Below are 24,488 nucleotides of genomic sequence, written 5' to 3' on the forward strand. Positions count from 1 at the left end.
AACTTGAATAACTAATGACTAATGACTCTTTACGTTGGTGCCAACTCTTTTTTGGTCAACTCGGTGTACCGCTCGACAATTTGGCGGAATTCATCGCCGTCGATCGTTTCTTCATCCAACAGCGCTTCGACAAGTTTGTCTACCAAAGCGCGGTTTTCGCGGATAATTCGGCGAGCTTCTTCGTAGCACTCAAAGGCAATTTCCCGGACTTGCCGATCGATCTTAATTGCCATGTCTTCGGAATACTCGGATCGCGAATTCCAATTCTGGCCTAAAAACACCTCATTGTTCGGACTTTCCAAAGCCACAGGCCCCAAATCCGACATTCCATAAAGCGTTACCATCTCCCTCGCGAGACTGCTAACTTTTTTGAGATCGCTACCGGCACCGGTGTCGATTTCAGCATCGCCATAAATTTCTGCTTCCGCCGCCCGTCCCCCCAAAGCTACTTTAATTCGGTTTAACAGCAAAGCCCGACTCCTCAAACCTTCGCTGTCGAGCATTTCGTCGTCAAGCACAAAGCTAGTAAAGCCTTCGACCCCGCCGGAACGCGGAATAATCGTTACTTTTTCAACCGGGTCGGCATTTTTGAGCATGGTCGCGACTAGGGCGTGTCCGACTTCGTGGTATGCTGTCATCCACTTTTTCTTGCTGTCGAGCAGCGGGTTGAGGGTAAGCCCGATCGTGATCCGGTCGATCGCGTCGTGAACTTCTAAGTTAGTAATCGTGTCTTTGCGACGCCTCGCGGTAAGAATTGCTGCTTCGTTGAGCAAGTTTGCCAAGTCGGCGCCGGAAAAGCCGGGAGTGCGGCGGGCGATCGTGTCTAGGGCAACTTCTGGGTCGAGTTTTTTGTTGCGTGCGTGAACTTGCAAAATCCCCAAACGCCCTTTGTAACTGGGTAAATCTACCGTTACTTGGCGATCGAACCTGCCGGGCCGCAGCAGGGCGGTATCGAGTACGTCGGGCCGGTTAGTAGCTGCAATCACAATCACGCCACTGTTACCCTCAAAGCCGTCCATTTCTGTCAGCAACTGGTTGAGAGTTTGTTCGCGTTCGTCGTTGCCGCCGCCGATACCAGCGCCGCGCTGCCTTCCTACGGCGTCTATTTCGTCGATGAAGACGATGCAGGGGGCATTTTCTTTAGCTTTGCGGAACAAGTCGCGGACGCGGGAGGCGCCAACTCCGACAAACATTTCGACAAATTCGGAACCCGAGATACTGAAGAAGGGGACTGCTGCTTCGCCTGCGATGGCTTTTGCCAGCATTGTTTTGCCGGTTCCCGGAGGCCCGATTAACAGAACTCCTCTGGGAATTTTGGCGCCGATGGCGTTGAAGCGTTCGGGTTTTTTGAGGAAAGTTACGACTTCTTGCAGTTCTTCTTTAGCTTCTTCGATGCCTGCTACGTCGTCGAACATCACGCCGGTTTTGGCTTCCATTTGGAAACGGGCTCTGGATTTGCCGAAGTTCATGGCATTTCCTTGAGATTGGGTCGATCGGCGCAGGATTGCCATCAGCACTGCCAACACTGCAAAAATCACTAGCAAGTTTACTACTAAACTGACTGCGGCGGCGTTGTCGGCTGTTTGTTTGACTTCAAAGTCAATCTTTTTGGCGCGGATTTGCGAGTACAGTTCTCGGTTGTTGTAGTCGAACAGACTAACTGATTGGGTTTGATCGCTTTTTTGATTTTTTAGCCTAACCTTGGCAGTTTTTTGAGTTTCGTCTACTTCGACTCTACTGACTTGCCCTTTTTCTATGTTGTCGATCAGTTGGCTGTAACTCATGGTGTTTGGCGCGCTCTCGGCAAACACCGGGGTCGAGAGCAATATTCCTTGAGAAATCACCAAACTGCCCAGGATGCGCCAAAGATTCCGTCCTGGAATTGATTTTTTAGGATTCTGGCTCGATTTGTCTTTGTTTTCAGCTAGATGCCCCAGCCATGCGTGTTTCCAAGAATTTTTCATATTGCTTTGCCCAAGGTTGAAGACTGCCAAGATTGACCGCTTGTGGTTTGCTACGTTCATTTATTTTAACAAGATGGCGGGTGTTGGATGGGTTTATCTCTCGCGGGCATCTTAAGAAACCCCTCAAAATAGTGGCTTGTGAACGCTCCGAGTCTGTTTTCCCTGACCGGGCTTATGAGCACTCACCCCTCCTACCCATAACCTTCTATTCTTCCTTCTATTTTCTACATCGGAAACTTTACTTGACAGTTGCCGATCGAACTTGCTATGTTAATCATACTCGTAATGAGTACGCTTTAGGAAAGCAGTTTTTGTTTTTAAGCTTTATGGTAAAAATTGTCGGCATTGGTGGAAGTTTGCGGGCTGGCTCCTACAGCCAGTTAGCGTTGAAGGTGGCAGCAGAACGGGCGCAAGCCCTGGGCGCGGAAATTGAAATATTCGATTTGCGATCGCTCAAGCTGCCATTCTGCAATGGTGAGAATGATTATATCGATTACCCCGATGTGGAAAAGCTGCAGAATGCGGTTAAGCAAGCCGACGGCTTGATTTTGGCAACGCCGGAGTATCACGGCAGCATCAGCGGTGCTCTCAAAAATGCCCTGGATTTGATGAGTTTTGAGCATTTGGACGGGAAAGTTGCGGGTTCGATCAGCGTTTTGGGAGGGCAAGTTAACAGCAACGCACTCAACGATTTGCGCGTGATTTTGAGATGGGTACACGCTTGGGTAATTCCCGAACAAATTGCGATCGGACAAGCTTGGAAAGCTTTTAGTCCGGATGGTAAATTGTTGGATGAAAAACTGTCTGAAAGGTTCGACGAATTTGCTCGGAGTTTGGTAGAAAATACGCGGAAGTTGCGAGGAATTTCGTAATTTTATCTCATGACAAATGCAGTCCGGGACGCAACTGGCCTATTCTTCGGATGCGTCAGTTGCAATAATTGCTCAATTTGAAGAGGTTTTGTCTCTAGTAGAGCAGCCGACAAGCTGTAATGTTAACAGTTAACAGTCAACAGTCAACAGAGTTAAAATGGCATATCGATCATGTCTCCGAAAGGATGGGGTACGTCGATCGGCATTCTTCCGGGTTTTGACTCATATTTGTCTATCCACTTTTTGGCCAATTCCAAAGCTTCCTCCTCAGTCTTGGCATTTTGGACGGCGACGTGGCGGTTGCCGCGGCTATCCCAAACCTCGACGTAGAAAACTTTCTGGGATTGAATAATCCAACCTTTATAAGTGTCTGCTGGTTCCATAGTTAGAATCCTAAAATAATCGGGCGGGGAGTTCCACGGGCGAGCTAATTGTAAATATTGCCCTGCATAAAATGAATTTTACGGGGGTTTCTATAGTATTTTTGGAAAAAAGTCAGTTTTACGGTTAACCTCATGACCCGACTCCTGAAGCAATTATTTAACTGGAGAAAATATCTCCAACCTTTGGCGGCGACGATCGCGATCGCCCTAATCGCATCCCAGATGGCGGTATTGCCGGCATTGGCGACTGGCGTTTACGAAATGCCCGTGTTGTCGGCGGGCGATCGAACTTGGGTGTTCGACAAAGGCGACGTGCTCAGCCGCAGCAGCGAAAGCAATATCAGCAGCGTGCTCGACAACCTGGAAAACAAAACAGGGAAACAAGTCCGATTTGTCACCATCCACCGCTTAGACTACGGCGAAACGACTGCCACTTTCACCGACCAACTGTTTGAACAGTGGTTTCCCGCAAAAGAAGACCAGACTAATCAAATTTTACTCGTTCTCGACACTGTTACCAACAGCGCGGCAATTCGCACCGGGGAAGGGGTTAAGTCCCTGCTAACCGATGAAATTGCCCAGAGTGTAGCTGGGGAAACCGTGCAAGTCCCGCTGCGGGAAGCGAATAAATACAACGAGGCATTTGCGGCTGCAAGTACGCGCATTGCAACTGTTTTGTCGGGCGAACCCGATCCGGGTCCTCCTGAAGTTGTTGACAACATTCAAGTTGAAGGCACGTTTAAAAAAGCTGAAGAAACAGATCAAGGCAATGCCACAGTTGTTGTGGTTGTGCTGTTGGTGTTGGCGACAGTGATTCCGATGGTGACTTATTTCTGGTATCAAGGTTTTTCGTGATCGGGTGCTGACAAATTCGATCGGTTGCCGTTTTGTCAAGAAATTAAGGCAGGGCTGCACTAATCTTGAACGTATTCTCGATCGCTCAACAATGCAATTTCTGCCCGTACAAATTCCCGTCCCAGATAAGCCGCGTGATCTAACATTGTCACCGGACAGGGGCGGGTTTCTTCTAGGATTTTGACGCAAAGTTCTTTGGCGGTTCTGCCGGTAAAAAGTGTGGCCTCAGTGCGTTCTACTTTGCCACGGGCGGGGATGGGTTTGCCAGTTTCCGGATCGACGGCGAGGCCTCGATCGTCGATGATGTTGGTGAAATGTTTGGCACAAATTAAGCTGGTTTCGCGATCGAGATAGATGATGAAGTAGCCGCCTGGATCTAGGTCGATGTGGCGTTTGGATAGCTTGTCATCAATGGCGGTGAGATTTTCTAAGGTTTGACTCATGGTTGGTGAAAGGAAGTAAACAATAGCTATATTTTTTTTGCTATTTCTAGTTTAGTCGGCTGCGGGACAAGTTTGGCAGGTTGGTTGGTTGAATGCGGGGGGAAATTTCGGGTGATCGACAATTCCTGCAATTTGCCGATCGCTCCTATGCTACAGTCGATCGGACTGGACAGATAAATTGATGAGTAAACTTAAGACGCGATCGCTGTTAGAACCCAGACTTTTTCAAGAATTCGGGGTTCTGGATATTGTGTTTTCTTAGCCGTTGCTCACTTATCTAGGATGCAAAATCGGTTATTATTGTATAGATGATTTGTTTGTGTTAAAGCTGAGCAAAAATGAAATTTATAGATTTGTTTTCAGGAATAGGAGGTTTCAGACAAGGGTTTGAAAAAAACGGCTTTAAATGCGTTTTTTCCTGCGAAATTAACAGCAAATGCCGACTAGTTTACACGGAAAATTTCGGTGAGGTTCCTTTTGGAGATATCAGTAAAATTAATCCCGTCGAGTTAGAAGAATTTGATATTTTAGTCGCCGGGTTTCCGTGCCAACCTTTTAGCATCTGCGGCAAAAAGCTGGGTTTTGAAGATACTAGGGGGACGTTATTTTTCGAGATTTGTAAAATTATCAAAATCAAGCAGCCTAAAGTTATCGTTCTCGAAAATGTCAAGCACTTAATCCATCATGACAAGGGAAATACCTTAAAAGTAATTATTGCCAGCCTTGAAGATTTGGGATACAGCGTGAATTACAAAATGCTGAATGCTAAAGACTTTGGAATTCCTCAACATCGTGAAAGAATATTCATTATTGCAACTAAAGGTAAAAATTTTAATTTTTCTCGACTTAAAAGCAAGTTTCCTCCGCAACTCAGGGAATTTCTAGACGAGACAGGGGATTTTGAAATATTGGACAAATCAGAGTATACTTTAATTGAGTCTCCGAGAAAGCAAGATTCGGGACTTTTGTTTGTAGGTTACAGAAATAAAGGTACTTGGAAAACTGGCGTGAGGCCGAATACAGAACATTTATCGAGAGTTCACAGACAGCCTAATCGCATTTATTCGGTAGATGGAGTGCATCCGACTATTCCTTCGCAAGAAACATCTGGCAGGTTTTTTATCTACATTCCTGAGCAAGATATGGTAAGAAAGTTGACGCTGAAGGAATGTTACCGCCTTATGGGTTTTCCTGAAGATTTTAAGAGTTATCCGAGCGCGGGGGAAAGTTACAAGCAAATTGGGAATTCGGTTTGTGTGCCGGTTGTGGAGGCGATCGCGCAAGAAATAGTAAGTCAAAATTTATTGTATGATGAAATGAAGGGATTGCCAAGAGAAATAAATGAATATTTACAGGTTGCTCTTTTCTAACAGCACTTACGCAAGTGTGCCACTCCCATCGACTTGTAAGGTGCGTCAGACGGGTGTAGAGAGCGACAATCGAGGATTTTGGTTCTGACGCACCCTACTAATACAGGACTAATATTAAATTCCTTAATGCGATCGCCAGTTTCATTTTAACACAGCCTCATGCTGTGAAATTTGCACTCAAAACTTTGATCGTTGACTGTTGATCGATATTTGCAATGACACAGCAGTGCCGTGTCCAAATCCGAATATATTTGTAGGGAGACAGGAGTGCTGTGTCCGCGATATTTGCAAGGACACGGCAGTGCCGTATCCCTACCGAAAACTCTAATTAATGAAATTTTTAAGCTTGTAGTTGGGATTCAGAGTCTGCCGGCGCTGAAGCGCAACTACAAACCTCGATTAGGCGGGAACTTGGATTTTTTCGGTACCGGCAAGTTCAAAGGCTGCGTGAATTGCTTTCAAAGCAGTTACTCCTTGTCCTTCATCCACAACGCAGCTAATTTTAATCTCGGAAGTGGCAATCATTTGAATGTTGATTTGCTGGCGGGAAAGCGCTTCAAACATCTTTGCCGCTACTCCCGGATGCGCTACCATCCCGGAACCGACAACGCTAACTTTGGCGATTTGTGTATCGACTGCGACTTCGCCCCATCCAAATTCGGGGGCGGCTTTTTCGAGGGCGTTTTTAGCAGCTTCTGCGTCAATTTGTGCTACGGTAAATGCAATGTCGCGAGTTAATATGCCGTCAATATTGTGACAGCGCTGCGACTGAATGATCGTGTCTACACTGATATTTTCCTCGGCTAAAAGTCCAAACAGTTTTGCTGCTACTCCGGGTCGATCGGGCAATTGGCGAATTGCTAGACGCGCTTGATTGAGATCCAACGCAACGGCGCGGACTGCAGGCGGTTTGTGGGAGGATGAACGCAGCCCAATAGGGGAGTTGGCAACATCAAATGTTTTGCAGAGTTCGGCAACAGCCCGATCGCAATCTTCAGCATCGATTGCACAACTAACTTTAACCTCTGATGTAGAAATCATTTGAATGTTAATTCCCGCATCCGCTAAAGTCTTAAACATCTGCGCCGCTACCCTCGGACGACCGATCATTCCCGCACCCGCAATGCTAACTTTAGCTATTGGCCGCTCTTCTGCTTTCACTTCCGGTTCTCCCAATTCGGGGCGAGAATTCTTGCCGAGGGCGGGGATAATTGCATCTGCAACGGCGGCGGCTTGTTGCAGAGATTTTCGCGTCACGGTGAAGGCAATATCGTTAGTATTTCCTTCATGAATTGACTGAATAATTAAGTCTACATCGAGGTTTTGCTGCGCGATCGCACCAAACAACCGCGCTGCTACGCCGGGGCGATCGGGCAAACGCAGCAGCGACACTCCCGCCTGATCTAAGTCAAATTCCACCGCATCCACCGCTTTTGCGAGCTCCAAGCCCTCCAAAGGACGGGGTTGCGGGGGTGGAGACACTACCCGCGTACCGGGGGCGTCACTCCAGCTAGAAAGCACTACCAGCGGCACGCCGTAATTCTTGGCAATTTCTACCGCGCGCGGGTGGAGGACTTTTGCGCCCAAACTCGCCAATTCCAGCATTTCGTCGCAGGTGATTTCGTCCATCAATTGCGCGTCGGCAACCAAGCGCGGATCTGTAGTCAGAATTCCGGGCACGTCGGTATAAATTTCGCACCTGTCAGCCCGCAGGGCTGCAGCGAGGGCAACTGCTGTCGTGTCGGAACCGCCACGGCCCAAGGTGGTAATTTCCAATTCTCCGGCATCGGCGATACCTTGGAACCCCGCAACCACAACAACTTTACCGCTTTTTAACTGACTCTCCAGCCGATTTGGGTCGATTCGCAAAATCCGGGCGCGGGTGTGGGCGGCTTCGGTGACAATGCCGACTTGGGCGCCGGTGAGGGAAATTGCGGGCTGTCCCATTTCCTGCAATGCCATGCTCAAAAGTGCGATCGAGACTTGTTCCCCAGTGGAGAGCAACATATCCATTTCCCGCTTGTTGGGATTTGCGGAAATTTCCTTGGCGAGTTTAACTAAACCGTCGGTGGTTTTGCCCATCGCTGAAAGTACGACAACGAGAGAGTTGCCGAGCTGTGCCGTTTTTACTACTCGTCTGGCTACTTCCAGAATGCGATCGACTGTACCAACCGAGGTTCCGCCATATTTCTGAACAATTAGTGCCATAGGACTTACACAAAAAGTGATGCAATACTTTAAGCTAATATACGCAAATTTTTGATAATAACCGATGAATGTTTATATCGTTTCTGAGGAGGCTGCTAGGCGATCGGGTTTTTACAGCACATGATGTTCCTAGGGACAGTGAATAGCCGTGTCTCTACCGGAACCTGCGACTGATGGGAATTTAGATTTTTGATTGAAGAATAGAAGAATTGCCAATGACTTATCAAGATCCCAACCCCGATCATCATCAGTCATCCCCAATCTAAAATCTAAAATCTAAAATCTAAAATCGCATTACTCGCCTTCTAACTCTCGCAAACGCGCTTCTAAAGCTTGAATTCGCAACTCAGCTTCTATGCGCCTTTGTCGTTCTTGTTCTGCCACTAATTCGGCTTGTTCTGCCCGTTCCTCGGCGGCCCGCAGCAAATTCCCCTCAGCATCCCACCAGCGCAGCCAAGGCAGTTCTACGCCCTGATAAACCCCTTGCCAAATGCCTAATTCCACTCCCATTTGTGCGATCGGGTAATGTCCGCGCTGATTTTGTGGGAGTAACTCGAAGCGATCCTCTACCAAATGATAAACTTCAACTTGTGCTTTTGTGACTTCATAAATGCCGTAAAAAGCAGGTCGAATTATCCGCTCGTAAATCCAGAATTTGCCCTGGCGAGGAGTCCTATCTCTTTCTTCGCTGCCATCACCAGAAACAAATTCAAGTACAATCCGAGGCGGCATTAATTCCTGCCACATGACATAGGAGCGGCGGAGATTTCCGTCAAGAGTTGGCGGCACGTCGGGTACGTAAAACCAATCAGGCGCTTCGGCTCCTCTTTCTGGCGGTTCCGGGGGTCTGGTCACTCGCCAGTAAATACCGGAATCTTGACCGATGCAGTATTGTCCGTCGGGATGAATTTGGTCTAAAATGGGTCGAATTGATGTTGTTAACAGGATGCTTTGAGGATGTTGTTGGAAGTTTTTTACAAAAGTACCGTCGGAGTCTGGTAATTGAGTGTGATCAGGGGAATCTGTTGCTATAATTTCTGGTTGTTCGGTGACACTCATGTTGACCTCTTGAACGTTTAAAAATTATATTTATAATTATTGCTTTATAGATTAATAATGATATTATATCATTGGAAACCTTCGGTTGCTCTATAGAAAAATTTCAGAAATATGAGTAAGTACAAGTTAATTATTTTTGACTTCGACGGCACTTTGGCAATTACTCACAAAGCTATTGTATTTTGCTTTACCAAAACTTTTGAAAGTTTCAATGTTACCCCGCCTGCGGCTGATATTATTATAGGTACGATCGGCATCAATTTACCAAATACTTTTAAAATCCTGCATCCGGCGATCGCGGAAAGCGCAATTCCTGAATGGGTTGAAACTTACCGCTCTTATTATCGGACGGAAGGTGAAAAGCAGGTAGATTTATTTAGGGGGACCAAGCAAGTCTTGCAGTTGGCGCGTAAGTCGGGATTGAGCCTGGGAGTTTTTAGCAACAAACACGTTAGTTTTGTTAATTCGTTACTGCAAAAATTGAAAATTCACAGTTTTTTTGATTTAATTTTAGGTGACAACGGAGAAATAATTATGAAACCCAGCCCAGCGGTTTTTAACTCGATTATTAAACCGCTGTTTCCGGAATTGGATAACAGTCAAATTTTAATGGTTGGCGATACGGCGATTGATTTGCTATTTGCTAAAAATGCTGGGATAGATGTTTGTTGGGCGGCTTACGGATATGGCGATCGCGCTCAGTGTCTCGCCCTAGAACCGACTTTCGCGATCGACGATATTTCAGAACTTGCTGTGTTCGTTCAACATTAATTTTTACTGGTTTTTTATTAGAATATTTTGAATCGTTTAAGTCCTAGGTTTTTTATTAAAAATATTTCAATAGAGACTCCTGGTATCGGATTTTGGTTCAATAAAAAAAATAAGTGCGCGAATTTGTAAGCTACCTAAACCCTACCAAGTAAACCATACTAAAGATAGAGTGATCCCAAGAACAACTATTATAAATTAACAAGTAGGATTCCTTTGAAGGTAGAAGGCACAAGGCAGAAGCAAAGAGAAAAAAACGAGGGAAGCCAGATTTTTTTTAGGTAGAATTTACCGCCCATATTCTGCATAATAGCCTTCTAACTTCTGCCTGTGGAAAACAGGCAATTCTGTTAAAGTCTAGGGTGTGCTGCCAGTCGGGATCTACAATAAACTCAATTTATAGAAACTCATGCAGATAGATATAAGCATTCCTTCTGAAACGCTATCGCCGACTCGTACTGGCGGCACACCGAATTTAATAGAAGAAGTATTTCGGCTGTACGATCGCGCCCTGGCAGCTACCAGCAACGGCATCGCGATCGCGGACGCTACCCGGCCGGACAAGCCTATAGTCTACTGCAACGGGGCTTTCGAGAGGATTACAGGCTACAATCGCAGCGAAATAATCGGGAAGAACTGCCGCTTCCTGCAAGGCCCGGATACCGATGGCGCTGCCGTCGAGCAAATCCGCGTGGCTTTGAAAGAACAGCATGACTGCAAAGTAGTTCTGAAAAACTACCGCAAAGACGGCACCGCCTTCTGGAACGAACTCAGCATCTCGCCGGTGCGCGACAGCAGCGGGCTCGTTACCCACTTCATCGGCGTCCAATCTGATATCACCGATCGCTTCCAAGCAGAAGAAGCCCTCAAACAAGCCGAGGCAAAATACCGCAGCATCTTTGAAAACGCCACCGAAGGCATATTCCAAACCGCGCCAGACGGGCGCTACCTCAGCGCCAACCAGGCACTCGCCCGAATGTACGGCTACGATTCCCCGTCAGAACTGATCGCCAAATGTTCTGCAAAAAACCTTTACGCCGATCGCACCCGCCGCGCTTCCTTCATTGCAGAAATCAGCAAAAATGGCTCCCTGAAAGAGTTTGAGTCTTGCGTCCGCCGCAAAGACGGCAGCACTACCTGGATCTCGGAAAACGTGCGCGAAGTCCGCGACGAAAATGGCGAACTTCTTTACTACGAAGGAACCGTCGCCGAAATCGCCGATCGCAAACAAGCCGAAGCAGCCCTGCGAAATCAAGAATACTGGTTGAAAACCGCGATTAACGCTGTCCCCGACGCCATCAACCTCACAGACAGCGAGGGGCGCTGGCTGATTGCCAACGACTGCGCCCTCCAACTTTTGGGCTGGGAAACCTCAGACTACCAGGGTAAAACTACTGCCGAACTCGCTGCCGCCGCCGATCCGAGAGTCAGAGAAATCCTGCTAACTTGGCAGGAAACCGACGAAACCACCTGGCAAGCAGGCACTCTCACCTCCAGCCGCCAAATTGTCTCCTTGCCCACAGGCGGCAGCAATTTGTTTGAAGTGCGGAAAGTGCCGCTGTTCAACCCCGACGGTTCGCGCAAAGGTTTGGCAGTGGCGGGGCGGGACATCACGCAGGAAGTGGCAGCGGATGCAGCTTTGCGAGACAGCGAACAGCGGTTTCGGGCAATTTTTGAACGCGCTGCGATCGGCATGGTAGTCGCTACCCTCGAAGGTGTTGCGATCGCCACTAATCCGGCATTTCAAGCTATGCTAGGGCGCTCGGAAGCTCAACTGCGGGGTGTCGGGCTCGACGACTGCGCGCACCCGGAAGACGCAGAAGTTTCCCGCCAGTTGCGCCAAGAGTTGGCCGCGGGCTCCCGCGAAGCTTATCAAATCGAGAAGCGCTACCTCCGCCAAGACGGCAGCATCAGGTGGGGACGCCTCAGCGCCTCTGTCATCGACAGCAGTCAGGGAACGCCACAGTTTATTTTGCAAATGGTAGAGGATATTACCGATCGCAAACAAGCCGAGTCAGCTTTGTTTCAAAATGAGGCTAAGTGGCGATCGCTAATTCTCAACAGTTCCGACATCATTACTATTCTCGACGCCAGCGGTCGCATTGTTTACGAAAGCCCTTCTGTAGAAAGAGTGTTAGGCTACGAAGCCGATGAACTCGCCGGTCAAATTGCTCTCAATTTGATCCACCCTGACGACCTGCCCTCGGTGATTTCCGACGGCGAAAAACTGATGGCAAATCCAGGCGATCCGATCCCCCTAGAAGGTCGGTTCCGGCGCGCTGACGGTTCTTGGTGTTTTCTTGAAGGTGTCGGCATCAACTTGCTAGCAGACCCCGCTGTGAAAGGAATTGTGATCAACTCCCGCGACATGACGGCGCGCAGGCAAGCAGAGTACCGCCTCAGCAAAATCAACGAGTGCTTTTTGGGATTCACCACCGACGCCGCTGAGAACATCCAGCGGCTGACATCCTTAGCCGGCGAGCTTTTGGGCGGAAGCTGCGCCATCTACAGCCGTTTAGGTGGCGGACTGCTGCACGCAATCGGGACTTGGCAAGCGCCGCCGGACTACCCGCTGGTCGATCGCGCCGAGGGCCACATCTGCACTGACGTATGCAGCAAAGGAAGCGATCGGGCTGTTGCCATTCCTGACTTGCAGAACACGATCTACGCCCAAACCGATCCCGCTGTCATCCGCTACCAACTGCGAAGCTATCTGGGACAAGCAGTGCGGCTGGGCGACAATTACGTGGGTGCCGTGTGCGTTGTCAACACCGAGTCGATCGCGCCCACCGAAGCCGACTGCAAGCTGATCGGAATTATTGCCGGGGCGATCGGAGTTGAGGAAGAACGGGCCGCCGCCGCCGATCGCGATCGGCAAAAATCCCAAGAATTGCAAACAGCTTTGCAGGAATTGCAGCAAACTCAAATGCAGTTAGTACAAACCGAAAAAATGTCTTCCCTCGGACAGGTGCTAGCAGGAATTGCCCACGAAATTAACAACCCAGTGGGCTTTGTCGCAGGCAACCTCTGCCACGTCCGAGGCTACGTTCTAGACTTATTAGAAATCGTGCAAGTGTATCGAGAAGAGTACCCGAATCCCCCAGACAAACTTCAGCAACAAGCCGATGATATAGACTTAGAATTTTTAGCAGAAGACCTGCCCAAGTTGCTCAATTCGATGCAGACCGGATGCGAGCGCATTGTAGAAATTATTCAAACTCTTCGCAATTTCTCGCGGGCAGACGAAGCTAAAATCAAGACTGCCGACATTCACGAAGGTTTAGAAAGTACCTTGTTAATGTTAAACACCCGACTGAAAGCCAAAGCCAACTGGCAGGGCATTAAAGTGATCAAAGAATACGGAGAACTGCCGCAAATAAACTGTCATCCCGGACTGTTAAATCAGGTATTTATGAATGTATTGGCAAATGCGATCGACGCCTTGGAAGAAAGCAGCAGCCAAGCCAAATACACCGGAAATTCTATCTTTCCTACTATTACCATTAAAACTGAAACGATTGATGACAAGAGCATTTTAATTCGGATCAAAGACAACGGTCTTGGCATTCCCGAAGATCAGATTGTGCGTTTGTTTGACCCGTTTTTTACCACAAAACCCGTAGGTAAAGGCACAGGTTTGGGTTTATCAATTTCGCACCAAATTGTCGTTGAAAAACACAACGGCAATTTGCAGTGCTTCTCAGAACCCGGTAAAGGTACTGAATTTATCATCAAAATTCCAATTCGTTGACATCAGGACGAAGCTAATCAGGACATCATGTCAATTCCGGTTGCACTGTCCGTGATTGTTGACTGTTGGCTGTTAACTGTCAGTCGAAAAACTGAATGATGGTTGAGTGTTGAGTGTTAACTCGATTTTACGCCCGACGATGCTAGCGGATTTGATATCATGTCCATTAATTATGTCCGCATTCGGCTTAAAAACCCCCTTGATTTCTTAGTCCCTCTCAGCTACGAACGAAAGTTTGTGTAGTAGCGATTTCAATAGCCGAGTCTTATCAAGGGGTTTTTAACGCGGATTTGGTATCAGTGGTTTGACACCCTACTAAGAGCGCGGTAATGTGCTCCAGGCGCACCCTAGATAATATGGTAAGGTGCTCCAGGGGCGCCCTAAATATAGCAGTTTTAAACTGAGTCAGGTACTATGCAGTCAGCACCCCATTACCCATTACCCATTCCCCATGTGTACCTCACTCAACTGAAAAATACTATAATTAGGTTCAAGTAAGTCCTAATGTAGTTAAAAACTAAACTGCGTCCGCAAATTGCCCACAAAAATTGTCGGGTTGTTATCGAAATTATTGGCATTGCTGATCGCATAAAATGCCGGCACGATCGAAATATGGTCGGTGAGAGGCAAATAATAAGTTGCCTCTATTTCGTACTGAGTGCCGCCATTCCCTCCGCCAGAAACTAGAAACCTCCGACCGCCAGTAAAGTCAAAAGGTACTAAATATGACACCGTAAGCAAAGCTCCTTCTTTGAACAAATCGGGAAATGCAAGTCCTAACTGATAAGATTGATTTTTGATCGTGCCGTCGGGTCGGTCAGTCTTGGGAAATATATTGGTTTCCGCGTAGCCGTAGCGGCCGAAAAGACCAAAGCGGCGAGCAACTAACCAATCGAAATTGAAACTATAAGTATTCGCAGTCGCATTGCCCAGGCGGCCGCCGAAACCGTCATCTGCCACACCGTTCAACGGCTTGCTGTTAGGAGATCCAATTAAGCCGCCGATTTGCTGGATGTTGGAACGGCTGTACAAAAAGCGCAAATTAGTCCGATCGCTCGGACTGAATGTTAATTCTGCTGTAGTCGTATTTGTCCCACCAAACAAGCCTTGAGACGGATTGGAAGCGGAATTAAAAACGGAAGTGGGCAAAAATTCCGTACTCTCGCCTAAATAGCCAAAACGCAGTTTCAATGCGCGGCCGATATCCCACAAAACCAAAGCACCGGCACCCCGTCTGGTAGCGCTTAACAAAGGGCTGTTGTTAGAATTAAAGCTGCTCGCACCGTCTACGAAAAAGTTAAACCTATTGTTGTCAAAGTAGCGGTAGAAATTAATCCGCGGCCCGACTACTACTTGGAAGCGGTTGCTAAGCGGGAACCGGTAGGAAAGTTCTCGCAGGGTAACTTCATTGGGATTCACCCCAGCAGTCTGGTCGAGAAAAGGAGTGCCAAAGGTATTGAACAGGCCCGTAGAAGTATATTGATTGGCTGGGGAATTGCCGTTACCTACAGCTAGCTGTGTAATCAATTCGTCTTTCCCTGTAAAGGAAGTAGTGAGGGTCAACCAAACTAACTGACTGAAAGTGATTTCTGGGTCGTCCACTCTCTGCACAATGGGTCTGTTGGTGACAGGATCGCGTCCGGCTACTCGATCGAGCGGAGCAGCATTTCCATTTGTTGCTTCAACTCGGACTCGCTTGCTCGCAAAAGCTCCTGTCAGGTTAAACCAAGCAAATCCGTTGAGTTTAGTAGTAGTTGAAAATTGGTTGGCTTCCAATTCGGCAGTGCGGGCTTCTAAAGCATCTACCCGACCGCGCAAGGTAGCTAATTCTGCTGCAAATTCTTCTTGCAATCTTTGCAAAGCAAGTAAATCTTCTCGCTTGACTAAATTACCAGTAGAACCGCCAAGTTGTTTGGTAATTTGGTCTAAGCAAGCGTTTAATCCGGCGGCGAATTCATACCGAGTCATTGCTCGATTGCCTCGGAATGTGCCGTCTGGATATCCCGCAATGCAGCCGTATCTTTCTACTAAGGATTGCAAGGCTTGAAAAGCCCAATCAGTCGGCAGCACGTCGGACAGTTGGGAAACAGAAGTGACTTGTGCTGCGTCTTCTTGTATGCTGAGGTCATCAGCGGTGCCCGTCTCGCTGCTGATGTCGGCAACTTTGCTGGCTTCAGCCACTTGTTGAGACTGAGGAGAGTTTGCAATTTCTAACTCCTGGGGGGGTAATTCGCGAATTGCCCCCGTTATTTCTGGGGTTGTTGTTGCACGATCGACTGTTGCTATATCTGTTTGGGGTAAAGCGCGATTCACCCATGCTATATCTGTTTGAGGTAAAGCACGATCGACTGCTGCATCTGTTTCGGGTAAAGCGCTATTCACCCATGGTGCATCTGTTTGGGGTAAAGCGCGATCGACTGTGGCTGCATCTGTTTCGGGTAAACTGCGATCGACTGCTGCATCTGTGTCGGGTAAAGCGGTATTCACCCATGCTGCATCTGTTTCGGGTAAAGGGCGATCGACTGCTGAGTTAGTCTCTGCCGTGCTCGCCGCTAACTGCGGTATCTCAATCTTACCTGCTGCCAGCGCTGCCTCTGGGGTAGCCGTAGAGACGGCACTCGCTTCTAGCGCAACTTCTGGAGTTGAGGTATCCTGAATTTGAGCTGTTGCGGAGATCGGCGCCAAAGGCACTGCAGCACCCGAAATCAAGAAAGACAGCCAAAAAGCTTTAACGGAGGTTGCATTATTCACCATAAAACTCACACCACTTATTGAAAATTAAATCTGGCCAATGTTAACCGATAAGCTTGCTTATAAATGTAGTTGGTTTAACAAATTCTTATAAATAGTTAAAATTATTTTAGGAAGCGAGCAATTCCCAATCACTAATGACTGAAGACTACTGACTCCTGACTAATTCCCCAAATGAAGTTTTTATTAGTTACAGATTTAGACAACACGCTAGTCGGAGATGACGAAGCAACTCAAGTTTTCAACCAGCGCTTGCAATCACAGCGATCGCAAATTTGTTTGGTTTACGCTACCGGGCGTTCTTATGCTTCAACTTGCGAATTAATTGCCCAAAAGCAACTGCTAGCACCCGACTATTTTATCGCAGGTGTAGGTAGCGAAATTTACCAAGACGGAATCCTCGATTTAGATTGGGCGGAATATCTTTCTCAAGACTGGGATAAAATGGCGATCTCCTCTTTAGCTCAGCAGTTTTCCCAGCTTAAACCCCAATCCCTAAAAGAACAAAATCCTTGGAAAATCAGTTATAGTCTGGAACCAGCAGGAGAAAATAGCTCGACTGTCCAGGCTTTGCAGCAAAAGTTAACTGAATCGGGACTGCCAGCTCAAATCATTTTTAGCAGCAATCGCGATGTGGATATTTTACCGCAAACTAGCAATAAAGGCAATGCCCTTTTTTATTTACAAAAGCGCCTACAAATTCCATCTGAGGCAACATTAGTTTGCGGTGATTCGGGCAATGATATCAGTATGTTTGAACAGGCTGTCCGGGGAGTAATCGTTGCTAATGCTCTGTCAGAACTCTTAGAATGGCATCGCGAATGTGGCACTGAAAATCATTATTTAGCAGGTTCTGCTTGCGCTTGGGGAATCATGGAAGGAATGGCATATTTTTGGGAATTTTGATGGCCAAAAAAGCGGTTTGGTTTGTAGTCAGCAGTTAAGTCCTCAGAGGATGTTTTAAAAGTCGGCGAAGGTATAATTTAGCCCTTCTGATTGGGCTTAGCTGAGACGATAAATCAAGGTTTGGGCCCCTACTTAGATGTTTCTTTGTGCCCACTATGAGGTAAAACGACGCTTTTAAAACATCCTCTCATACAAATCAGAGGACTGAAGTCCTTAGTACAAACCCACCTCAAGCGCCCCAAGTCCTGCAAACCGTTAAAATCTGTTCAGGAATCTCAACCGCATATCGATCGAACCTGCGAGTTGCGATACCATCAGCGTGTACTGCTTTATCAAAGCTAATCGAACTTAACTTTAGTTACCTCAAGCGAGTTGAAGTTTATTTCCTAGCCTGTTGGGCGGAACGTAGTGGAGGGAGTCGGCTATCCCAAGATAAGTCGCCTATTCCTCGATCGCCAAAGGTTCTATAGTTAAGTGTAGCGCCTAAACCTAAATTACACTCTCTATAAAAACTTATCTTTCTAGATGAACAAGATGTAGGTTGAGTCAACTATTTGCCCCTTTAGTTCAGTTCGCGAACGCACCGCCACATGGAACAAAATACTTTACCTGTAGAGGTGATTCTCTCTCACCCCCGCCAATATTTAGGTAGCATTCGGCTGGATTGGACGCCACAACCGGGGAACTATCTAGATTTAGAGGGACAAACCTACGCTGTCTTGGAACGCCACCACCGCTATCAACTCAAATCCGGCCGCTACCGACTGCAAAAAATTGCCCTGTACGTGCAGTCGGCCACACCGCCGACGGAAAGAACTTTTGTAAGCGGCATCTGGGTTATCGGAGATGCTAGCTGTCGCTTTAATGCTCTATCGGAAATTCTGCGCTGTGCTGTCAATCCCAATGGCCCGTGCAACTGCTGCTGCGATTACCAAAAGTCTTGAACCATCGAGTCAGTACACAATTCCACCTCGCCCAACCGAGAGGGCCGAGAATCTCGGCGTCTCCCTCAATTACAAGAAACTATCACAACCAACTAGCAACTCTCGAATCAAATTTAACTTCTTCAGGCAGGGGGTAATCTATCTTCTGATAGCTGTGCAGCACGTCACGAATGCCAGTATGAATCAAATTTTCTATGTGCAGCAACTGCTCAGAAGAACAGCGAACCTGAACTGTTTGGTTTGACACAGACTCGCCGGAGTCGATCGCAGTATATCTATTAGGAACTCGGCTGAGCACATAAGCAATTAAATCCTGTCGCAATCCCGAAGGCGAAAAAGCTTGTTGGTATGGGTGCTTCGGATAAGACTGCAAGATAATTTCTACTTCCTCTGTTACTACAGCTAAGGTAATATTGACAAGATTTTTCTGCATTTTCCCTGTCCCCAAACACTCGTTAACTAATATTTTTGTGCCCGTTCTCGATCTCGTCTGATTTCTCATGAATTTTAACCGGCTAATACCGCCAATCGTTCTTCGGTCATCACCAGCTCAAACTCTGAACTTACCTCTTCTATAACCCGCAGCACGTAGCAGGGAATCTTGTCCGATAAAATAGCACTTGCCACCGTACCAGTGTGAATTTCTAAGACTGCTTCAGCAGCAGCTTCAAACATCAGTCGCTGTCCCGGAAACAGCACTCTTTCAAAGTACCAATTAGGAATGTTCCCAATCCGAACCACCTGAACTAGGTTGGTAACATTTGCGTAATAGCACAGAATCTGTTTGTTACCTTTATAAGATAGCTGATCAGACATTAAAAAAATCTCCACACTCTTTCAAAAACTTACTGAGACTTGGCTTTGCCTGTTAGTGGCAATTGCGAGTTTGACTCTTTATCAAACGACCGACTTATTTTTGGGGTGTTATTCGAGAGCAAATCACATCTTCAGTTATTAATTTTTGTAGCATTGAGTTATCCTGCCAACACTTAGAGGTCTGGCGCATAAACTCCGTTTTTCCCGGTTAAAAAACCCGGTTTTTTTGGTATGCAGGGCCTAGATCCTGACTTATTGAGGTTGGTTGTACTGTAGCAGCAGTTAATTGAAAGTTCCGTCACTTTCCCGAACTCTCCTGACAACAGATTTACTCTTTGACAGCGGAATGGTGCGGAGAGTGCGATCGACCTTAAGATCAAGAGCTTGGAGTAAACTTTATCTAAAAAATATGAGGAAATTATGAAGACCATCATTTTTTTTGATAAATATACTTTTGCCGAAGCAGGGATTACAACAGTTAGGCAAAAACCTGGTTTTTTAGCCAAAAACTTAGCTCCATCTGTGCTCCTGGGTTAAAAAACCAGGTTTCTCAGGGAACTCTGCGTAAATCTTGGGTTAGCAGGCTGAAACCGGGTTTTTCACCCAAAAACTTCGCTGCATCTGTGATTCCGGGTAAAAAAAAACCGTTCTTGATGCCAGTGTGCGTAACCTCTGGAGGAGTTATTCTGCCTGTAAATACGGTGATAGCCGATCAGCTTTGGAGGTAACAAAAAACCCCGACTCCCTGAGATCATCTCTAGAACTTATAGGGAATCAGAGTTTAAATTAACCAATCACCGATCCATCTCAAAGCTAAATCAAAAAAATGAGGAAATTATGAAAATAGCCGGAAAAACTAGAACTTTCCTGAACGCATCAACCCGGTTTAATAACGTAATTGCGTGATTTTCGGAATAATCAAGAGAACCAGAAAGCGGATTTTCGATCGTCATCCGGCTTTAATGCCCTTGATTCTGCCGTCGGGGTGGGCCGACTTTGTTCGTCTAGTAGCGGTTTCAAATGCCGAGTTTGATATGCTATCTGCGATCGCCTTTTACCCCAGTTTAAAGCAACGGTTCCCAACCCAGAATGTCCGCCACTTGCTGTGCCAAACTCAAAGGATCGAAAGGCTTGGCAATCACCCCCGCTACCCCCAAATCAGCAAATTCGCTCAAATCCATCGCCTGCACCTTAGCCGTCAGGAAAATCACCGGAATCCCCCGAGTAGTCGCATTGTTTTGCAGCAAACCAAACAGAGTAAGTCCGTCCATATCCGGCATCATCACATCTAGCAGAATAGCGTCAGGGAGTTGAGTTTCAGCTAAAAGCAATCCTTGGCTGCCGTCGGGTGCGCTTAGTACAATCCAGCCGCCTAAATGTTCCAGACAGGCCTGAATCACGCTGCAGAGGTTTTTTTCATCATCGATGACCAGAATGCGCTTTGCTGACATAATTAAAACTCAAATTTTAAATTAATCATGGTAAACCGAAAAAGGACTTACGCACGCTGCCTCATCAACCGGGTTTCTTGAAAGATATAGCCAAAGGAAGAAGCAATAAAATTAAGAGTTTCAGCACTTAAAAACGTCCTAATCGTCGGGCGCGGTTGATATATTTTGCCGCTCACCTACTTAAACCCTGAACTGAAAAATCGACCTATCAGCCTCCCAAAATCATTCTACCCGCGTGGGTTGCCAGGAACTTGAGCTTTCGCGAGATATTATCAAAGCAATCTCAAACCTCCAAACTTTTTCCCCCTTCGCCTTCCAACGGTGCAGGCACTGTGAAATAGAAACTGCAGCCTTGTGAGACAACACTTTCGACCCAAATTCTGCCCCCATGCTGCTGTACTATGCTGCGACAGATAGCCAAACCCAAACCCGTACCTCCTTTTTGGCGGGAGTCAGAAGCATCGACCTGTTGAAACCGTCCAAAGATAGTTTCTAGTTTATCGGCAGGAATCCCCCGCCCTCGATCTTTGACTTCAAATAAAACCCGTGAAGCGTAGCTATCCCGTAGGGAATCGCCCAAATCTTCCACCCTGACAGTTACTGTACTCCCTGGATCGGAGAATTTAATCGCATTGCTCAACAAATTTACCAGCAGTTGAACGATTCTGTCGGGGTCAGCCCAAATTTGGGCTGTTTCGGGCAAAATCGACAAATCAATGTTATTTTCAGCAGCCAAAGAAAGTACAGCTTCTGCAGACTTCCGCATCAAAACCTGGGCATCGCACCACTGCTTGACGAGGATAACTTGGCTCGAATCGAGCCGCTCTAAGTCGAGAATATCGTTTACCAAACGCACTAACCGTTCAGTATCGCTGGAAGCGATTTCTAACATCTGTTTGGCAGTTTCCGGTTTACTTTTCAGTACCCCAGCCGCCAGCAAACCTAAAGAACCGCGAATGGAAGCAAGCGGCGTTCGCAGTTCGTGGCTGACAATCGAAATAAACTCATTTTTCATTTTTTCAATTGCCCGACTTTCTGTGATATCTGTGACTGTGCCGACGTGACCAATTAGTTGAGATCTGTCGGAAAAAATCGGAGCTGTTTTAAGCCGACAAAACCGGATGGTTCCGTCTCGCTGGATGTGGCGGAATTCGCAGGAAAATTCCCCATCTAGCGATTGCGATTGGGACCACTTAGACAGAATTAGTTTGAGGTCTTCGCGGTGAACAAACCGCATCCAGCCTTTTCCTAAAGCTGCTGCAGGTGTGAAGCCTCCAATTGCTTGACAGCGGGGATTTGTATAGGTACATTTCCCCTCAGCATCAATTTTGAAAATGCCGACGGGGGAACTCTCGCTCAGAGAGCGAAATAAAGCTTCGCTTTCCCGGAGTTCTGCTTGAGAGCTTTCTAGTTCTCTGGTTCGCTGCAAAACTCGCATTTCTAACCGTTCGTTGAGCTGTTGGAGGGCGGCTTCAGCAAGTTTGCGATCGCTAATATCGCGGTGCACTGATACCCAGTGGGTAAACTCACCTGTTTCGTCAGCTATGGGCACAATGCTCATTTCTACCCAAAATTCCGTCCCGTCTTTGCGGTAATTGATCGAGTCAACCCGCACCGGCTGCCAGGTTTCTAAAGCTGTCCGAACTTGATGGAGACTTGCGCGGTCGGTTTTTTCTCCTTGCAAGATGCGCGGCGTTTTGCCCACAACTTCTTCTAGCGTATAGCCGGTCATCCGCGTGAAAGCTGGATTGACATAAATAATTCGCGGCCCCGGTTCCTCAATCGGTTCAGCTTCGGTAATTAACACGGCGTCGTTAGTAGTGGTAACTACTGATTCCAACAGGCGCAACTGTAATTCTCTAGCTTTGCGATCGGTAATTTCTGTAACAGTCCCCACCATCCGCACTGCATCGCCGGCTTCGTTGTAAAAAAACTTACCTTTTCCCTCCATCCAGTGAATGCTGCCGTCGGGCCAAACCACGCGGTATTCCAGAAAGTAATCTGCTCGCTGGGCCAGGGCCTGATTTAGAGCATTCTCCGTACTTTTTAAATCTTCTGGGTGAACGCAAGCTGCAAAACTTTGATAAGTTCCGGCAAAAGTGCCCGGGGTCAACCCAAACAACTCTTCGTGTTCCCTCGACCAAACTATGCGATTTTTCTGCACGTCCCAGTCCCAAAATCCAATTTTGGTAGCCGACAAAGCTAAGCTGAGTTGCTGATTGGTTTTCCGCAACTCCATGCTAGTAATAGCAACTCGAAGTTCTCCAGCTATTTCGATTTCGCAGCGCTGCCAAGGCAAAGATTTTGACCTCACAGTTTCTTGCCACAAGTCAAAGGAATTGCGAGGAGACAGCGGCCGGCTGCCATCCGGGTTAACTTCAATTTCCCCGTCTGGTTTACCGGCCCAGTTGACAGTTTGAATTGTTTCTGGACGGAACCACAAAATGTAATAATTTTGCATTTCGGACATGGCAAGTACCAGCAAACCGCTAGCAACTTCTTTAAACTTCTCGGATGGCGGATACAGTTTTGAGAGAGAATCTGTATGAAAAATATCATTATTTCTTTGAGTTTTTATCCAAGCAATTAAGCTTTCGATTTCTCCCAATTCCGGGGTTTTGCCGAGGGTTGTTAAATTTTCATTGGCACACACAACTCCACCCGTAGCGCCCACTAAGGTCAGCAATTCATCTCGGGATTTAAGTAAACCTTCTACAAACCAGTGTGATTGAGAAATTTTGGTGACAAATTTATGGCAGTTTTCTTTTAAATAAATAGCATATTCCCAATTTTCGCTATCTTGTTTGTAGCTAAGTTCTAGATTCACAAACTTGGCTAGCAGTTCGCAAGCCTTTCTTGTTTCGTAGTTGACATACTTTCGTTTTGGGTGGTGACAGGCGATCAATCCCCAGAGTTTTTTATCTTTGATTAATGTCAAGGTCATGCTAGCACCAATGTTCATGTTCTTGAGATATTGAACATGGCAAGGGGAAACTGCTCTCAACAAAGAAAAGCCCAGATTCAGGGGGCGACCGGTCAGCGGATTGCAGTGAGGAATTAGTTCTACAGGCTGACAGTTAATATCCGGAATAAACCGAATTGAATTCATGTTGAACAGGTTTCTTGCCTGGGGGGGAATATCGCCAGCCGGATAGTGCAGTCCCAATAAAGGAGCCAAACTTTCTACTTTGTCTTCGGCGACAACTTCCCCCGCCCCGGTGGCATCAAATTGATAGACGATGGCTCGATCGAAACCGATCATCCTCCGCACTTCTTCAACTGCTGTCTGACACAGCACTTGCAGGTTTGGTGTTCTGTGGATTTTGTCGATCGGCTCTTGGACTAAATGATAAAAATTGAAAGAATCGCTAGGTTTGGGGGAAACAGCCGACTCGAGTTCAAGAATTAATGCTGAACTAGATTGATGCACCGTCCCCTGAAAAAAAGACTGGCGGTTTTGACTTTTGAATGATAATCTGATACCGTTAGATTGATCGCAGTGTTCAAATAAAGCTTTTTCTATAGCCTCAATTTCCTCAGTTTCGACAAATTCCTGTAAAAATTTGCCCAAAAGTTCTTCGGGATAAATGCCGAGATCCTCAAATATATTGTTACTAACTTGCAAAATTTTTAAATCAGGAGATTCCAGCACTAAAAGGATGCCATGAGGTTGGATCGCAGCCGGGGCGTAAATTACTTCGCAGTTGCTGCCATTGAGATTGTCTGTGTCTGAGGGCAATACCATTGCTTTCATCTGATTAATACTTCTCTAAATTAGCCTGTGTTCTCGATCGGCGGGCAAGCATCAATCAACAGCACCGCGTCGGATTCACACAATCTAACAATCCCAAGTCTTGGCTAAGGATTCCTGATTTGTTTCGGACACGCACTGCATATTTGCTCCTAGTTATCCCATTAAAAAAAAAGAATACAACTATAGGTACGTT

At 46.9% G+C, this 24,488-nt stretch carries 17 protein-coding genes; 7 read left to right on the plus strand and 10 right to left on the minus strand.

Going from position 1 to position 24,488, the window contains the following annotated elements; genetic code table 11:
- Window positions 1–29 precede the first annotated feature (29 nt).
- The gene (ftsH, locus tag QUB25_RS19195) at window positions 30–1,964 is read right to left on the minus strand and encodes an ATP-dependent zinc metalloprotease FtsH (protein WP_333185158.1); all 1,935 of its coding nucleotides are present in this window, start codon (window positions 1,962–1,964) and stop codon (window positions 30–32) included.
- A 326-nt stretch (window positions 1,965–2,290) separates the two neighbouring features.
- Between ftsH and QUB25_RS19200 the strand changes: the two genes are divergently transcribed.
- Window positions 2,291–2,836, plus strand: coding sequence for an NADPH-dependent FMN reductase (locus QUB25_RS19200; protein WP_333060382.1), 546 nt, complete (start codon window positions 2,291–2,293; stop codon window positions 2,834–2,836).
- Window positions 2,837–2,988: 152 nt separating this feature from the next.
- On the opposite strand, the gene QUB25_RS19205 is transcribed toward QUB25_RS19200, so the two are convergent.
- Window positions 2,989–3,219 (minus strand): hypothetical protein, encoded by a 231-nt coding sequence (locus tag QUB25_RS19205; RefSeq protein ID WP_006635545.1) that lies wholly within the window; start codon window positions 3,217–3,219, stop codon window positions 2,989–2,991.
- A 132-nt stretch (window positions 3,220–3,351) separates the two neighbouring features.
- Here QUB25_RS19205 and psb32 point away from each other — a divergent pair, with 132 nt between their 5' ends.
- Window positions 3,352–4,074 (plus strand): photosystem II repair protein Psb32, encoded by a 723-nt coding sequence (gene psb32, locus QUB25_RS19210; protein WP_333036839.1) that lies wholly within the window; start codon window positions 3,352–3,354, stop codon window positions 4,072–4,074.
- A gap of 59 nt (window positions 4,075–4,133) precedes the next feature.
- Here psb32 and QUB25_RS19215 read toward each other — a convergent pair whose 3' ends face one another.
- The gene (locus tag QUB25_RS19215; protein ID WP_333036837.1) at window positions 4,134–4,517 is read right to left on the minus strand and encodes a DUF4346 domain-containing protein; all 384 of its coding nucleotides are present in this window, start codon (window positions 4,515–4,517) and stop codon (window positions 4,134–4,136) included.
- A gap of 338 nt (window positions 4,518–4,855) precedes the next feature.
- On the opposite strand from QUB25_RS19215, the gene dcm reads away from it, so the two are divergent.
- Entirely contained in the window at window positions 4,856–5,887 is a 1,032-nt protein-coding gene (gene dcm / locus QUB25_RS19220) for a DNA (cytosine-5-)-methyltransferase (RefSeq protein ID WP_333185161.1), read from the plus strand.
- Between the two features lie 399 nt (window positions 5,888–6,286).
- On the opposite strand, the gene QUB25_RS19225 is transcribed toward dcm, so the two are convergent.
- Entirely contained in the window at window positions 6,287–8,095 is a 1,809-nt protein-coding gene (locus tag QUB25_RS19225; RefSeq protein ID WP_333066490.1) for an aspartate kinase, read from the minus strand.
- Window positions 8,096–8,389: 294 nt separating this feature from the next.
- Window positions 8,390–9,154, minus strand: coding sequence for a Uma2 family endonuclease (locus tag QUB25_RS19230; RefSeq protein ID WP_333185163.1), 765 nt, complete (start codon window positions 9,152–9,154; stop codon window positions 8,390–8,392).
- Window positions 9,155–9,265: 111 nt separating this feature from the next.
- Between QUB25_RS19230 and QUB25_RS19235 the strand changes: the two genes are divergently transcribed.
- A complete protein-coding gene (locus QUB25_RS19235) occupies window positions 9,266–9,925 on the plus strand; it encodes an HAD family hydrolase (protein ID WP_333185165.1) in 660 nt (219 codons plus the stop codon).
- Window positions 9,926–10,331: 406 nt separating this feature from the next.
- Window positions 10,332–13,673 carry a PAS domain S-box protein gene (locus QUB25_RS19240; protein ID WP_333185167.1) on the plus strand — a complete coding sequence of 1,114 codons (3,342 nt, stop codon included), beginning with the start codon at window positions 10,332–10,334 and terminating at the stop codon, window positions 13,671–13,673.
- A 510-nt stretch (window positions 13,674–14,183) separates the two neighbouring features.
- Here QUB25_RS19240 and QUB25_RS19245 read toward each other — a convergent pair.
- On the minus strand, window positions 14,184–16,427 hold the full coding sequence (locus QUB25_RS19245; protein WP_333185169.1) for an iron uptake porin: 2,244 nt from the start codon (window positions 16,425–16,427) through the stop codon (window positions 14,184–14,186).
- Between the two features lie 171 nt (window positions 16,428–16,598).
- Between QUB25_RS19245 and QUB25_RS19250 the strand changes: the two genes are divergently transcribed.
- On the plus strand, window positions 16,599–17,330 hold the full coding sequence (locus QUB25_RS19250; protein ID WP_333185171.1) for a sucrose-phosphate phosphatase: 732 nt from the start codon (window positions 16,599–16,601) through the stop codon (window positions 17,328–17,330).
- Window positions 17,331–17,920: 590 nt separating this feature from the next.
- A complete protein-coding gene (locus QUB25_RS19255) occupies window positions 17,921–18,274 on the plus strand; it encodes a DUF6464 family protein (protein ID WP_333060373.1) in 354 nt (117 codons plus the stop codon).
- Window positions 18,275–18,356: 82 nt separating this feature from the next.
- Here QUB25_RS19255 and QUB25_RS19260 read toward each other — a convergent pair whose 3' ends face one another.
- The 4 genes from QUB25_RS19260 to QUB25_RS19275 all read right to left on the minus strand — a co-directional run bounded on the left by QUB25_RS19260 (window position 18,357) and on the right by QUB25_RS19275 (window position 24,295).
- The gene (locus QUB25_RS19260; RefSeq protein ID WP_333185173.1) at window positions 18,357–18,707 is read right to left on the minus strand and encodes a late competence development ComFB family protein; all 351 of its coding nucleotides are present in this window, start codon (window positions 18,705–18,707) and stop codon (window positions 18,357–18,359) included.
- A gap of 74 nt (window positions 18,708–18,781) precedes the next feature.
- A complete protein-coding gene (locus QUB25_RS19265; RefSeq protein ID WP_333036817.1) occupies window positions 18,782–19,090 on the minus strand; it encodes a DUF1830 domain-containing protein in 309 nt (102 codons plus the stop codon).
- Between the two features lie 1,064 nt (window positions 19,091–20,154).
- Window positions 20,155–20,541, minus strand: coding sequence for a response regulator (locus QUB25_RS19270; RefSeq protein WP_333036815.1), 387 nt, complete (start codon window positions 20,539–20,541; stop codon window positions 20,155–20,157).
- 283 nt (window positions 20,542–20,824) lie between these two features.
- The gene (locus QUB25_RS19275) at window positions 20,825–24,295 is read right to left on the minus strand and encodes a PAS domain S-box protein (protein ID WP_333185176.1); all 3,471 of its coding nucleotides are present in this window, start codon (window positions 24,293–24,295) and stop codon (window positions 20,825–20,827) included.
- Window positions 24,296–24,488 lie beyond the last annotated feature (193 nt).

This window comes from Microcoleus sp. B3-D7 (genome assembly GCF_036705305.1).
In the GTDB taxonomy this organism is placed as follows: Bacteria; Cyanobacteriota; Cyanobacteriia; order Cyanobacteriales; family Microcoleaceae; genus Microcoleus.

What these genes read in the sequence shown, in the direction of transcription:
- ftsH (WP_333185158.1), bottom strand. Translation starts at nt 1,964, where the DNA reads ATGAAAAATTCTTGGAAACACGCATGGCTGGGGCATCTAGCTGAAAAC.
- QUB25_RS19200 (WP_333060382.1), top strand. Translation starts at nt 2,291, where the DNA reads ATGGTAAAAATTGTCGGCATTGGTGGAAGTTTGCGGGCTGGCTCCTAC.
- QUB25_RS19205 (WP_006635545.1), bottom strand. Translation starts at nt 3,219, where the DNA reads ATGGAACCAGCAGACACTTATAAAGGTTGGATTATTCAATCCCAGAAA.
- psb32 (WP_333036839.1), top strand. Translation starts at nt 3,352, where the DNA reads ATGACCCGACTCCTGAAGCAATTATTTAACTGGAGAAAATATCTCCAA.
- QUB25_RS19215 (WP_333036837.1), bottom strand. Translation starts at nt 4,517, where the DNA reads ATGAGTCAAACCTTAGAAAATCTCACCGCCATTGATGACAAGCTATCC.
- dcm (WP_333185161.1), top strand. Translation starts at nt 4,856, where the DNA reads ATGAAATTTATAGATTTGTTTTCAGGAATAGGAGGTTTCAGACAAGGG.
- QUB25_RS19225 (WP_333066490.1), bottom strand. Translation starts at nt 8,095, where the DNA reads ATGGCACTAATTGTTCAGAAATATGGCGGAACCTCGGTTGGTACAGTC.
- QUB25_RS19230 (WP_333185163.1), bottom strand. Translation starts at nt 9,154, where the DNA reads ATGAGTGTCACCGAACAACCAGAAATTATAGCAACAGATTCCCCTGAT.
- QUB25_RS19235 (WP_333185165.1), top strand. Translation starts at nt 9,266, where the DNA reads ATGAGTAAGTACAAGTTAATTATTTTTGACTTCGACGGCACTTTGGCA.
- QUB25_RS19240 (WP_333185167.1), top strand. Translation starts at nt 10,332, where the DNA reads ATGCAGATAGATATAAGCATTCCTTCTGAAACGCTATCGCCGACTCGT.
- QUB25_RS19245 (WP_333185169.1), bottom strand. Translation starts at nt 16,427, where the DNA reads ATGGTGAATAATGCAACCTCCGTTAAAGCTTTTTGGCTGTCTTTCTTG.
- QUB25_RS19250 (WP_333185171.1), top strand. Translation starts at nt 16,599, where the DNA reads ATGAAGTTTTTATTAGTTACAGATTTAGACAACACGCTAGTCGGAGAT.
- QUB25_RS19255 (WP_333060373.1), top strand. Translation starts at nt 17,921, where the DNA reads ATGGAACAAAATACTTTACCTGTAGAGGTGATTCTCTCTCACCCCCGC.
- QUB25_RS19260 (WP_333185173.1), bottom strand. Translation starts at nt 18,707, where the DNA reads ATGCAGAAAAATCTTGTCAATATTACCTTAGCTGTAGTAACAGAGGAA.
- QUB25_RS19265 (WP_333036817.1), bottom strand. Translation starts at nt 19,090, where the DNA reads ATGTCTGATCAGCTATCTTATAAAGGTAACAAACAGATTCTGTGCTAT.
- QUB25_RS19270 (WP_333036815.1), bottom strand. Translation starts at nt 20,541, where the DNA reads ATGTCAGCAAAGCGCATTCTGGTCATCGATGATGAAAAAAACCTCTGC.
- QUB25_RS19275 (WP_333185176.1), bottom strand. Translation starts at nt 24,295, where the DNA reads ATGAAAGCAATGGTATTGCCCTCAGACACAGACAATCTCAATGGCAGC.